General features: G+C 60.8%; 10 protein-coding genes. 5 read left to right on the forward strand and 5 right to left on the reverse strand.

Annotated features, from left to right (window positions below; genetic code table 11):
• Positions 1–311 precede the first annotated feature (311 nt).
• A complete protein-coding gene (locus AB3226_RS28810; protein ID WP_367375551.1) occupies positions 312–665 on the forward strand; it encodes a DUF6124 family protein in 354 nt (117 codons plus the stop codon).
• 224 nt (positions 666–889) lie between these two features.
• On the opposite strand, the gene AB3226_RS28815 is transcribed toward AB3226_RS28810, so the two are convergent.
• Complete coding sequence (locus AB3226_RS28815) at positions 890–2,200, reverse strand: MFS transporter (RefSeq protein ID WP_367375552.1); 1,311 nt, start codon at positions 2,198–2,200, stop codon at positions 890–892.
• 169 nt (positions 2,201–2,369) lie between these two features.
• Here AB3226_RS28815 and AB3226_RS28820 point away from each other — a divergent pair, with 169 nt between their 5' ends.
• From AB3226_RS28820 to AB3226_RS28835, 4 genes are all read left to right on the forward strand, one after another.
• Positions 2,370–3,491 (forward strand): sugar diacid recognition domain-containing protein, encoded by a 1,122-nt coding sequence (locus AB3226_RS28820; RefSeq protein ID WP_367375553.1) that lies wholly within the window; start codon positions 2,370–2,372, stop codon positions 3,489–3,491.
• A gap of 257 nt (positions 3,492–3,748) precedes the next feature.
• On the forward strand, positions 3,749–4,891 hold the full coding sequence (locus AB3226_RS28825) for a glycerate kinase (RefSeq protein ID WP_367375554.1): 1,143 nt from the start codon (positions 3,749–3,751) through the stop codon (positions 4,889–4,891).
• A 345-nt stretch (positions 4,892–5,236) separates the two neighbouring features.
• The gene (locus AB3226_RS28830; RefSeq protein ID WP_367375555.1) at positions 5,237–6,862 is read left to right on the forward strand and encodes a methyl-accepting chemotaxis protein; all 1,626 of its coding nucleotides are present in this window, start codon (positions 5,237–5,239) and stop codon (positions 6,860–6,862) included.
• Positions 6,863–6,902: 40 nt separating this feature from the next.
• On the forward strand, positions 6,903–8,090 hold the full coding sequence (locus tag AB3226_RS28835; protein ID WP_367375556.1) for a pyridoxal phosphate-dependent aminotransferase: 1,188 nt from the start codon (positions 6,903–6,905) through the stop codon (positions 8,088–8,090).
• Between the two features lie 125 nt (positions 8,091–8,215).
• Here the strand turns inward: AB3226_RS28835 and AB3226_RS28840 are convergent, their stop codons facing one another.
• From AB3226_RS28840 to AB3226_RS28855, 4 genes are all read right to left on the reverse strand, one after another.
• Positions 8,216–9,193: an NAD(P)-dependent oxidoreductase gene (locus AB3226_RS28840; protein ID WP_367375875.1), complete on the reverse strand. Its 978-nt coding sequence runs from the start codon at positions 9,191–9,193 to the stop codon at positions 8,216–8,218.
• A 21-nt stretch (positions 9,194–9,214) separates the two neighbouring features.
• Positions 9,215–10,513 (reverse strand): MFS transporter, encoded by a 1,299-nt coding sequence (locus tag AB3226_RS28845; RefSeq protein WP_367375557.1) that lies wholly within the window; start codon positions 10,511–10,513, stop codon positions 9,215–9,217.
• A 61-nt stretch (positions 10,514–10,574) separates the two neighbouring features.
• A complete protein-coding gene (locus AB3226_RS28850) occupies positions 10,575–11,594 on the reverse strand; it encodes a sugar kinase (RefSeq protein WP_367375558.1) in 1,020 nt (339 codons plus the stop codon).
• The gene (locus AB3226_RS28855; RefSeq protein WP_367375559.1) at positions 11,587–12,369 is read right to left on the reverse strand and encodes a sugar phosphate isomerase/epimerase family protein; all 783 of its coding nucleotides are present in this window, start codon (positions 12,367–12,369) and stop codon (positions 11,587–11,589) included. The genes AB3226_RS28850 and AB3226_RS28855 overlap by 8 nt, the downstream gene beginning before the upstream one ends.
• Positions 12,370–12,482 lie beyond the last annotated feature (113 nt).

Consider the following 12,482-nt stretch of genomic DNA (forward strand, 5'->3'; position numbering starts at 1 on the left):
CTACACATCCTTGCGCCGTTGCCTACGACTACGCCAGAATCCGCCGGCTAGTGTGCCTTGTGCCCAGGCTATATCGTTTCCCTGTCGCTGAATAACAGCGATCGGGTTTGGTAGCCCGGTTACCTGTCGCATAACGCAACGTAATGCAGAGATTTTTTTCGTCTTCTGTTTTATGGCGGTCATGCGTAGGGCGTCCTCGGATGCGCCGGGTTTTGCACCAGGTAACCGGTCTACCAACCTGCGTACGGCCGCCACCCTTCGCTTGGTAGCGAGGGTGATGGCTCCTTAATGTCTTACCTGGAGCTTCATCCATGTTCAAACCAACACCCAATCCACCGGAATTAGATCCGACATCTCCCTACGAATCCCTCGATTCAAAAAAACTCCACGAAGCCGCAGACCGCGCCCTCGATCATTACCTCAAGCCACCTAAGAAGCCTGCCCGCAAACCCAGCAAAATGTTTATCGTTGCGCCCGATGTCGATTCGGAAAGTTTGCTGGCCCACGCCTGCGAATCCATGAAATCGGCAAGCGTGATGCTCAGTGATTTTGCCGCATTGGTGGGCGAACCCTATCGCAGCACGATGCTCGGGATTCAACAGGTCGTGATGAACGGTGAGCTGGCGGTCAATCGAGTGCTGGATAATCTCGACCCGCAGGGCTAGCGCAGATCTGTGGTTCGGAGCTTGCCTGTGGCGAGGGAGCTCGCTCCCGCTCGGCTGCGAAGCAGTCGCAAAACCGGCTTATGCGGTGTGCCTGAAAACCCGCGGCTGCAGATTTTTGGGTCGCTTCGCAACCCAACGGGAGCAAGCTCTCTCGCCACAAAAGCAATAGTGCATCCATGAAATGAGAAACGGCCCGAAAGGGCCGTTTCTGTTTTCGCAGAACCTTAAGCCCGCAACGTCCGCGTCATGCGCAACGCCAGCAAACTCCCACAAACAATCACACCCGCCAGCAAATACAACGCCGCATCAGTCGACCCGGTGCTGTCCTTGACCCAACCCACCAGATACGGACTAAGAAAACCCGCCATCTGCCCCATGGAGTTGATCAACGCCAACCCACCGGCAGCCGCACCGGCGCTAAGCATGGCCGTCGGGACTGGCCAGAACATCGGCAGGCCGGTGAGGGCGCCCATGGTCGCGATGGTCAGGCCGAGAATGGCGATGGCCGGGTTAGCGGCGAAGTTCACCGCAATCAGCAGACCCACCGCGCCCATCAGCATCGGCACCACCAAGTGCCAGCGGCGTTCTTTGCGCAGGTCCGCCGAGCGGCCGACCATCAGCATGAACACCGCCGCCAGCAAATAAGGAATCGCGCTGAGCCAACCAATCACCAGGTTATCGCTGAAACCGAGGTTCTTGATGATCGACGGCAACCAGAAGTTGATCGCGTAGACACCGCTCTGAATGCAGAAATAAATCAGGCCGAAGGCCCAGATCGCCGGGTTCTTGAACACCGCCAGCAGCGAATCGGTAGCGGTTTTCGGTTTGCTGGCCAGGTCTTCAGCGTGATCGGCCTCAAGTACCGAGCGCTCGTAAGGGGTCAGCCATTTGGCGTTGGCGTAACTGTCGCTGAGCAGGAAGTAGGCGAGGGCGCCGAGGATAACGGTCGGAATGCCTTGCAGCAGGAACATCCACTGCCAGCCGGCCAAACCCGCTTGGCCCGCACCGAAGTGATTGAGAATCCAGCCAGAAAACGGACTGCCGAGCAGACCGGACACCGGGATCGCCGACATGAACAGCGCCATGATGCGGCCACGACGGAACGTCGGGAACCACTGCGAGAGATACAGCACCACGCCCGGGAAGAACCCGGCTTCGGCCGCACCGGTAAACAGGCGCAGGGTGTAGAACTCGGTCGGTGTGGTGACGAACAGCAGGCAGGTCGAGAGCGCGCCCCAGGTGATCATCATCAGCGCGATCCAGCGTCGCGGGCCGAATTTGCTCAGGGCCAGATTGCTCGGTACGCCGCAGAGTACGTAGCCGATGAAGAAAATTCCGGCACCGAGGCCGTACACGGTTTCGCTGAATTTCAGTGCGTCGAGCATCTGCAGTTTGGCAAACCCGACGTTCACCCGGTCGAGGTAGTTGAACAGGTAGCAGATGAAAATGAAGGGGATCAAACGCAGGGTAATGCGTTTGTAGACGGCGTTTTTGTCGTCAGCGGTGGCCAGGGTAGCTGCGGCGCTCTGTGACATGGCGGGCTCTCTCTTTATTATGATTTTTTGCGATGCACGGGTAACGTTGATCGCCCGATGAGTCTCGGCCACCCCTTGGGTGGTTGTCTTTGTGCCTGAGCACAGGGTTTATGACCAAGGCCTGTGCGGGTGAACAACCCGTCCCATCACGTTTTCAAGGATCCGCGCTATGTTCGAACTCGATCACGACCTGGCCCAGGACATCGTCGACCGGGCGATGGCCATCCTGCCCTACAACGTCAACGTCATGGACAGCCAGGGGCTGATTCTCGGCAGCGGCGAGCCCGAGCGCATCAACACCCGTCATGAAGGCGCGCAACTGGTGTTGGCCAACGGGCGCGTGGTGGAGATCGACGCGCAAACCGCGATTCACCTCAAAGGCGTGCAACCGGGCATCAACCTGCCGCTGTTGCTCGATCAGCGTTTGATTGGTGTGCTGGGCATCACCGGCGAGCCTGAGCAATTGCGCACCTACGCCGAGCTGGTGCGCATGACCGCCGAGATGCTGGTGGGGCAGCGCAATCAGCAGGCCGAGCAGCAATGGCGGCGTCAGCGTTGCGACGATCTGCTGGCGCTGCTGCTCAGCGAGGCGGGGGATTCGCCGCGGTTGCTGGACGAAGCGCAGCAACTGGGGCTCAAACCGCAATTGACGCGGGTGCCGTACCTGTTCGAGTTGGGCATGGAACATGGCCCGGGCCAGACCGTCGAAGCGCTCAGCGCCTGGCTGATGTCGCGTTATCCGGACAGTTGGTGCGTGAGCTCTGCCAAGTCTTCGTTGCTGTGGTGCCGACCGGCGACGCCTGCGATCGAAAATGATCGGCTGCTGGAGAAACTCGATGGCCTCGGCTGGAACATTTTGCGCATTGCTGTGGGCGGGCAGGCCGATGGATTGTCGGGGTTGCGCCGCTGCTATCGGCGGGTCGGTGATTTGCTGGCCTACGGGCGTGATGTGTTGCCGCATTCGCGCTTGCTGACGCTGAACCGCTATCGGCTACCGGTGATGCTCTGGCGGCACCGCAACGACGATGCGCTGGATGAACTGCTGCGCCCGCTACGCAAAGTCATCGCCAAGGATAGTAACGGCCAGTTGTTGGCGACCTTGCGCAGTTGGTGCGATCACGACGGCCAGAGCCAGGCCTGTGCCGATGCCTTGGGTATCCATCGCAACAGTTTGCGTTATCGCATGGAGCGGATCGCCGAACTCAGCGGCGTCGATCCGCTAAAACTGGACGGAATGCTCGCGCTCTACCTCGGCGTCCAGCTGCTCCCCCAGGCAAACGCCAACCCATGAGTCACACAATTCCCTGTGGGAGCGGGCTTGCCCGCGAAGAGGCCATCACATCCAACATGCATGGTGACTGACACACCGCCATCGCGAGCAAGCCCGCTCCCACAGTGATTTGTGGTGGTGCACAGATTTGTGAACGACGCCGCTCCCGCTGGTTTTTGTGGAAATGAACAATAATCCTCATACCTGCTTGTGCAGCGGACCGGCGTTATTGTTCATGGCGGCTGGCAGCATGGACGCATTGGAACTGGAGAACTCGCATGAAAATCGTCATCGCCCCCGACTCGTTCAAGGACAGCCTCAGCGCCCAAGGCGTGGCTGATGCCATCGCGCTCGGACTGGCCGAAGTCTGGCCAGGCGCACACTTGCTCAAGTGCCCGATGGCTGACGGCGGAGAAGGCACGGTCGAGTCGATTCTGGCCGCGTGTGACGGTGAACTGCGCCGTACCCATGTTCGTGGGCCGTTGGGCGTCACGGTCGATGCAGCGTGGGGCTGGTTGCCACACAGCCACACCGCAATCATCGAAATGGCCGAGGCCAGTGGCCTGCAACTGGTTGCGCCGAACCTGCGCGATGCCTGCACCAGCAGCACCTACGGCACCGGTGAATTGATCCGCGCCGCGCTGGATGCCGGAGCGCAACGGGTGATTCTGGCGATTGGCGGCAGCGCCACCAACGACGGCGGCGCCGGAGCGATGCAAGCTTTGGGCGTAAAGCTGCTGGACGCTCAAGACCAAATCCTGATCCCGGGCGGTCTGGCCTTGGCGCAACTGGCCCGCCTCGATCTGAGTGAGATCGATCCGCGCCTGGCCAAGGTGCGCTTCGACATTGCCGCCGACGTCAATAATCCGCTGTGCGGCCCTCACGGTGCCTCAGCGATTTTCGGCCCGCAGAAAGGTGCGTCGCCCGAACAAGTCGAGCAACTGGACCAAGCCCTCGGGCACTTTGCCGAACTCTGCGCGCAAGCCTTGGACAAAGACGTGCGCGAAGAACCGGGCAGCGGCGCGGCGGGCGGTCTGGGGTTTGCCGCGAAGGCGTTTCTCGGCGCGCAATTCCAGGCCGGGGTGGAAGTGGTTGCCGAACTGGTGGGGCTGGCCGAAGCAGTGAAAGACGCCGACCTGGTGATCACCGGTGAAGGTCGTTTCGATGCCCAGACATTACGCGGCAAAACCCCGTTTGGCGTGGCACGCATTGCACGCCAGCACGGCGTGCCGGTTATCGTCATCGCCGGCACCTTGGGCGAGGGGTATCAGGCGCTGTACGAGCATGGCATCGATGCGGCCTTTGCCTTGGCCAGCGGACCGATGACATTGGAGCAGGCCTGCGCCGAAGCGCCGCGTTTGTTGCGCGAGCGCGCCCGTGATATTGCGCGGGTGTGGCGGGTAGTGGCCCTCAAAGCCTGACCAATCTTCAGCAGAAAGAAATCCCTGTGGGAGCGGGCTTGCCCGCGAAAGCGGTGTGTCAGGCACCGCCAATGTTGACTGTGCCGCCGCCTTCGCGGGCAAGCCCGCTCCCACAGGATCCGCATCTTGACTAACGAGTGTTTCACCGCTGAAACACTCCTGCCTCCGCTGAAAAATATTTCTCCTACCCCCCTGCAAAAAACCTCAACCCCGGCCGATACAGCTAACAGGCGCACACAAACCAACTACAACAGTGGCGCCAAGCTGAAAGGTGCGCGCGCCATCGCCCGCCCGAACAGTGAACCCCGCAAGGATGCTCGCCGCCTCAATTACCGAGATCATCCTATGTCACTGCGTAATCTGAACATCGCGCCTCGAGCTTTCCTGGGTTTCGCCTTCATTGCCTTGCTGGTGATCGTGCTGGGTGTGTTTGCCGTGAACCGCATGTCGATCATCCGCCAGGCCTCTGTCGATATGGAAATGACGCAGTTACCCAGCATCGGGTTTCTGGGTAACGTGACGGAAAACGTCCTGCGGCTGCGGATTCTTTCGTTCCGTGTGCTGGTCAATCGTGATCCGGCCGCGTTGCAGGAAGCCCAGACCCGTATCGGCGTGCTCGTCGACAAGGTGCGCAGTGCCCAGGCTAGTTATGCCACCTTGCCGGCCAGCCCTGAAGAAGCAGCGCTGTACAAAACCTTCGCGACAACCCTCGACAACTACATGCAAGCCCAGAGCCAGATGCTGGAGCTGTCGCGGCAGAACAAACTGGATGAGATGCGCACCCTGATCAACACGCGGATCAAGGAAGGCACCGATCAGATGGGTGAGCAACTGAACAAACTGGTGGCGCTCAACACCGCCGATGCCAAAGCTGCGTCGACCAAAGCGGGCGAGCACTACAATGAAGCCTTTACCGGCATCGTGACAGTGGCGGTGATGGCTTCGCTGCTGACCGTGCTGCTGGCCTGGCTGCTGACCCGCAGCATCCTCACGCCGCTGAACCGTGCGGTGCTCGCGGCCGAAACCATTGCTGGTGGCAACCTGAGCAAGGTTATCGAAGTCGACGGTAACGACGAACCCGCGCGTTTGCTCGGCGCCTTGTCCTCCATGCAGACCAACCTGCGCAAAACCATCGAACAAATCGCCGGCTCCGCAACACAACTGGGTGCCGCTGCGGAAGAACTCAGCACCGTGACGCAAGAAGCGTCCCGCGGCCTGCAACAGCAAAACAACGAAATCGAACAGGCGGCCACCGCCGTCAACGAAATGACTGCCGCCGTGGAAGAAGTGGCGCGCAACGCGGTATCGACCTCCGAAGCTTCGAACCAGTCGACCCAGGCCGCCCGTGAAGGTCGTGACCGGGTGGTGGAAACCGTCGACGCGATCCAGACCATGACCCACGACGTGCAAAACACCGCGTTGATGATCGAGGGCCTGGCGACTCAGGGCCGCGACATTGGCAAAGTGCTGGACGTGATCCGTGCCATTGCCGAACAGACCAACCTGCTGGCCCTCAACGCCGCGATTGAAGCGGCCCGTGCCGGGGAAGCCGGGCGGGGCTTTGCGGTGGTGGCGGACGAGGTCCGGGCGCTGGCCCATCGCACCGCGCAATCGACCCAGGAAATCGAGAAAATGGTTGCCGGCATTCAGAACGGCACCGGTGAAGCGGTCTCGTCGATGCAGCAAAGCAATCAGCGTACCCAAAGCACCCTGGAAATGGCCCGTGCGGCGGGTGTCGCCCTGGAGCAGATCACCCAATCGATTCAGTTGATCAATGAACGCAACCTGGTGATCGCCAGTGCCTCGGAAGAGCAGGCTCAGGTGTCCCGTGAAGTCGACCGCAATCTGGTGAACATTCGCGACCTGGCCACTCAGTCCGCCGCCGGTGCCAACCAGACCAGTGCCGCCACCCACGAACTGTCGCGATTAGCGGTTGATTTGAACGCGATGGTGGCGCGTTTCGTGATTTGAGATAGGGTTGAAACTGGAACTCGCGCGTTAGGAGAAGTACATGCGCTATTCAGCCTTGACCCAACGAATCGCCGGTGACGGAGCGGCGGCCTGGAACATTCACGATCGAGCGCTGGAATTGCGTGAACAGGGCGTCGACGTGCTGTTGTTGTCGATCGGCGATCCGGATTTTGATACACCGTTGCCCATCGTCCACGCCGCCATCGACAGCCTGTTGGCCGGTGACACCCATTACTCGGATGTACGCGGCACCCGCACGCTGCGCAGCAGCATCGCCAGCCGTCATCAGCGGCGCAGTGGTCAGAAGGTGGATGCCGACCATGTGATTGTGCTGCCCGGTGCGCAGTGCGCGGTGTATTCGGTTGCCCAATGCCTGCTCGATCCGGGCGATGAAGTGATCGTCGCCGAACCGATGTACGTGACTTATGAAGGCGTGTTCGGCGCCTGCGGGGCCAGCGTGGTGCCGGTGGCGGTGCGTCCGGAGAACGGCTTTCGGGTCGAACCGGCGGATGTCGCGGCGCTGATTACCCCGAAAACCCGCGTCATCCTGCTCAATAGCCCGAACAATCCCTCCGGTGCCAGTCTGTCGTTGAAGAGCTGGCAGGCGTTGGCGGCGTTGTGTGTGCAGCATGACCTTTGGCTGATCAGCGACGAGGTCTACAGCGACCTGTTGTATGAGGGGGAGCACATTAGCCCGGCCAGTCTGCCGGGCATGGCCGAGCGCACTGCGACGATCAACAGTTTGTCCAAATCCCATGCCATGACCGGCTGGCGAGTGGGCTGGATGATCGGCCCGAAACCGTTGGCCGAACACTTGATGCATCTGTCGCTGTGCATGCTGTTCGGCCTTCCGGATTTCGTCCAGAACGCCGCGCAAGTAGCGCTCGATAAAGACTTGCCGGAAGTGGCGCTGATGCGCGAGGAATATCGCCAGCGTCGCGATCTGGTGTGCGCGAGGTTAAGCGGTTGCCCGGGCATCCGGCCGATCAAGCCCGATGGCGGGATGTTCGTGATGGTCGATGTACGCCAGACCGGGCTTGGCGCACAAGGTTTTGCCGAGCGCTTGCTGGAAGACTATGGCGTGTCGGTGCTGGCCGGCGAAGCCTTCGGGCCGAGCGCGGCGGGGCATATTCGCATTGGCCTGGTGGTGGATCAGGCGAGGCTGGCGGATGCGTGCCAGCGGATTGCGTCGTGTGCGGCGGAGTTGCTGCAGGTGCGGCGGGCCTGATCGATTTGTGTTGTTTGGGCTGACCCCATCGCGGGCAAGCCCGCTCCCACAGGGATCTGTGGTATTCACAAAACCCTGTGGGAGCGGGCTTGCCCGCGATGACTGCCTGACAAACGCTAAATTTCTTAAACCCGCCACGCCCCGGCATTCACCAGATTCGCCGGCCGCTCCCCAGCCAACGCCGCCAACAAATTCTCCACCGCACACCGGGCCATCGCCTCCCGCGTCTCATGCGTCGCCGACCCAATGTGCGGCGTCGCCACCACGTTGTTCAACTGCAACAACGGCGAGTCATGTCCCAATGGCTCACGCTCGAACACATCCAGCCCCGCCGCGCGAATCCGCTTCTGCTGCAACGCCTCGATCAGCGCAGGCTCATCCACCACCTTGCCCCGGGAAATGTTGATGAAGATCGTTTCGGGACGCATCAAGGCGAACTGTTCGGCACCGATCAACCCTTCGGTTTCAGCAGTCAGTGGCAATGTCAGGCAAACGAAATCGGCTTCCTGCAATAGCTGCGGCAAGCTGCGGTATTGCGCGTTGAATCGTTGCTCCACCGCCGGTTTCGGCGAATGGCTGTGATACAGAACCGGCATGCCAAAACCGAAATGCCCACGCTGCGCCAATGCCTCACCGATCCGCCCCATGCCAATGATGCCCAGCTTTTTGCCATGCACGTCGCTGCCGAAATGCGCCGGGCCAATGTTGCGGTTCCACTGGCTGGCGCGAACCATGTTGGCCAGTTCCACCACACGCCGGGCGGTGGCCAGGATCAGTGCGAAACCGGTGTCGGCGGTGGTCTCGGTCAACACGTCGGGGGTGTTGCTGAGCAGGATCCGCCGCTCGGTCAGGTAGTCGATGTCGTAGTTGTCGACACCGACGGACACGCTGGCAATGGCTTCCAGGTTCGGCGCCAGATCCAGTAATCCGGCATCCAGTTTCAGGCTGGCGCCGAGCAACCCTTGGGCGCGGGGCAGGGCCTGGCGTAGCTTTGCCAGACCCTCGGCGTCGAGGCTGTCGATCAGCGTCACCTCGGTCTGCTCATGCAAGCGAGCCATCAGCAGTGGCGAGAGTTTCTTGTACAGCACAACCTGCTTTTTCATCGTCGTCATATCAACATCCATTCAGGAATGAGCCGCTACTGAGCGGGGCACAGCAGTCTTGGCCACCACCCGGTCACTGGCGCCGGGCTTGAGGAAAATCGTCAGCACCACCGACAGCAGCAAGGCGCCGCTCATCAGCAGATAGGACGCACCGGGCGATCCGGTGGAGCTGTTCAGGTAACCCACCAGATAGGAGCCGCCAAACGAACCGAGTGCGCCCATGCTGTTGATCAACGCCATGGCACCACCGGCGACGTTGGCCGGGAGGATCTCCGGGACGATGGCGAAAAATGGCCCGTACGGGGCGTACATGCAGGCGCCGGCAATCACCAGCAGCGTGTAGGACCACCAGAAATGTTCCGCGCCCAAAGCGTAGGAGCCATAGAATGCAATCGAGGCGATCAGCAGCGGCGGCCAGACGAAGCGTTTGCGCTTCTGCAATTTGTCCGAGCCCCAGGACACCAGCAGCATGCCGATCACTGCGGCCAGGTACGGCAACGCCGACAGCCAACCGGCTTCGATCATGTCCATCTGCGCGCCGGCCTTGAGGATCGATGGCAGCCACAACACGAAACCGTAGACGCCGATGCTCCAGCAGAAAAACTGCAAGGCCAGGATGATCACTTTCGGCGAGCGGAAGGCTTCAGCGTAGTTTTTCACCGCTTTGATGCCGACCTGTTCGGCGGCCAGGGCGCTTTCCAGGTCCTGCTTTTCCTGGTCACTCAGCCACTTGGCCTGAGCCGGACGATCATCGGCCAGACGCCACCAGATAAACGCCCACAGCACCGCCGGCAATCCTTCGATGATGAACATCCAGCGCCAGCTGAAATGCTGGATCAGGTAGCCCGAGACCACCGACATCCAGAGCATGGTCACCGGGTTGCCGAGGATCAGGAACGTGTTGGCGCGCGAGCGTTCGGCCCGGGTGAACCAGTGGCACAAGTACACCAGCATCGCCGGCATGACGGCGGCTTCGACCACGCCGAGCATGAAGCGAATCACGATCAGCCAGTAGGCGTTGGAGACGATCCCGGTCAAGGTCGCCAGGCCGCCCCAGAGGATCAGGCTGACGAAAATCAGTTTCTTCACGCTGTGTTTCTGGGCGTAAATCGCTCCGGGAATCTGGAAGAAGAAATAACCGAGGAAGAACAGCGCGCCGAGCAGGGACGACAGCCCGGGGGTGATCATCAGGTCTGCAGCCATTCCGGAGGCGGCGGCGAACCCATAGTTGGCGCGGTCCAGATACGCCAGGCTGTAGGTGATGAACACGATGGGCATGATGTACCACCAGCGGCGGGTGGCCAGTGTTGCGGTTTTCATAGTGATGCTCCTGAGCTTGTTGTTTTTGTCGCAGCAGGTAACGGTTTTAAATCTTCAGTGGCTATGCGGGCCTCATCGCGGGCAAGCCCGCTCCCACAGGGATTCGCGCAAATCCTGTGGGAGTGGGCTTGCCCGCGATGGCGGCCTCAAACTCAGCGGACATTTCTAGCCTGTTGGGCAACCCTTCCATATCCCCACGGCTTTGCACCGCGCGACTGCCGATCCAGTTGGCACGCTGCACGGCTTGGGCAACGCTGTGGTTTTCCAGTAATGCGCTGATCAAACCGACGGCAAACCCGTCGCCCGCACCGACCGTATCGACCACCGTTTCCACCGGCACGCCAGCAACGAAACCTTCATCCAGCCGGGTTCGGTAATACGCGCCGTGCGGCCCGAGCTTGATCGCCACGACTTCAGCCCCCTGGTCGAGGTAAAACGCCGCGATGTCGGCGGGCTCTTCGAAACCGGTCAGCAAACGCCCTTCGCTCAAACCCGGCAGCACCCAATGGGCGAGGGCAGCGAGACGGTTGATCTCGGTGATCATCTGTTGCTCGCTGGCCCACAGACTCGGGCGCAAGTTCGGGTCGAACGACACGCTGCGCCCGGCATCGCGCAGGTGGGTCATCAGTTCGAAAGACATTGCTCGGGCCGATGCCGACAGCGCCGGGGGAATCCCGCTGGCGTGCAAGTGCCGGGCCCTGAGCAGTTGCGGCGAAAAGGGCTGCACCGACAAATGACTGGCTGCCGAGCCACGACGGAAATACTCGACCACCGGATCGCTGCCATTATCGGCGCGGGACTTGAGCTGAAATCCGGTGGGGTGCGCCGGGTCGATGTCGACGTGGCTACAGTCCAGGCCTTCTTTCTCCAGCGTATCGAGGACGAACTTACCGAGCGAGTCAGCGCCCACCCGGCTCAGCCACGCGACGTTAAAACCCAGCCGCGACAAACCAATGGCGACATTGCTGTCGGCCCCGGCAATGCGCTTGTGGAAGTGGTCGACGTCGGCCAGCTCACCGTTCTGCTCGGCGACGAACATCGCCATGGTTTCACCGAACGACAGAATATCGATCTCAGACATGAGCAAGCTCCAGACGGGATTGGCCGAGGCGGGCGAGGGCGGCGACATGCTTGGTGGTCAACTGCACCAGATCATCGCCTTGCAGCGGATACTCCGCCGCGCGCATCACGCCGTGATCCATGTGCCGCAGCAATTGGCCCCACAGATGTAGATCGCTGGCGGCCGGTGGCATCGCCACCAGTTTGCCGTCGGCCCGGCGCGCCACTGCTTTGCAGTGCACGTAACCGACGTGCCGACCAAGCAACCGCGCGGCGCTGTCGGCGGACTGGTCCTGCCATTGCCAGTTGCCGATATCGAACGTCATTTTGATCGGCAGGTTGTGTTGTTCGACGTTGGCGAAGAAGCGCTGGAAGGGTTCGATTCGACCGCCGTGCAAGGTCTGGTCGTTTTCCACCAGCAACTGCACCGGGCTCTGTTGCAACTGCAGCGCCAGTGTTTGCAGATCATTGTTGTCGGTGAAATAACCCAGAGAGACTTTCAGCCATTTGGCGCCGAATGCCTCGGCACGCTTCAGGGTCGAGAGCAGTTCAGGGTTGGGTGTCGACTGCCCGGCCAGCCATAATTCCATTGGTGAGGAATACACACTTTTCAGACCCCAGGATTGCGTGGCGCTTGCCAATTGCGCGGGGTCTTCGAAGGTCAGCAGCTCTTCGCGCCATTCGATGTGCGTGGCACCGGCTGCGGCCAGCACCTCGACAAAACTGCCTTGGCCACGTTGGCGCACAAGGTCCGCGCCGTAGCTGGACAGGCTGATGGAAACGGGTGGTTTGTTCATTGTTATGCACCTCTGAAACCGGTTTCATTTTTGGTCAAAAAAAATGGCTGCTTTAAGCATGTGTTGTTCTTTCGGGCCCCATCGCGGGCAAGCCCGCTCCCACAGGTTTTGTG

Source organism: Pseudomonas lini (genome assembly GCF_964063345.1).
GTDB classification, from domain to species: domain Bacteria; phylum Pseudomonadota; class Gammaproteobacteria; order Pseudomonadales; family Pseudomonadaceae; genus Aquipseudomonas; species Aquipseudomonas lini_B.

Coding starts and splice junctions, on each gene's coding strand:
- AB3226_RS28810 (WP_367375551.1), top strand. CDS start 312: ATGTTCAAACCAACACCCAATCCACCGGAATTAGATCCGACATCTCCC.
- AB3226_RS28815 (WP_367375552.1), bottom strand. CDS start 2,200: ATGTCACAGAGCGCCGCAGCTACCCTGGCCACCGCTGACGACAAAAAC.
- AB3226_RS28820 (WP_367375553.1), top strand. CDS start 2,370: ATGTTCGAACTCGATCACGACCTGGCCCAGGACATCGTCGACCGGGCG.
- AB3226_RS28825 (WP_367375554.1), top strand. CDS start 3,749: ATGAAAATCGTCATCGCCCCCGACTCGTTCAAGGACAGCCTCAGCGCC.
- AB3226_RS28830 (WP_367375555.1), top strand. CDS start 5,237: ATGTCACTGCGTAATCTGAACATCGCGCCTCGAGCTTTCCTGGGTTTC.
- AB3226_RS28835 (WP_367375556.1), top strand. CDS start 6,903: ATGCGCTATTCAGCCTTGACCCAACGAATCGCCGGTGACGGAGCGGCG.
- AB3226_RS28840 (WP_367375875.1), bottom strand. CDS start 9,193: ATGAAAAAGCAGGTTGTGCTGTACAAGAAACTCTCGCCACTGCTGATG.
- AB3226_RS28845 (WP_367375557.1), bottom strand. CDS start 10,513: ATGAAAACCGCAACACTGGCCACCCGCCGCTGGTGGTACATCATGCCC.
- AB3226_RS28850 (WP_367375558.1), bottom strand. CDS start 11,594: ATGTCTGAGATCGATATTCTGTCGTTCGGTGAAACCATGGCGATGTTC.
- AB3226_RS28855 (WP_367375559.1), bottom strand. CDS start 12,369: ATGAACAAACCACCCGTTTCCATCAGCCTGTCCAGCTACGGCGCGGAC.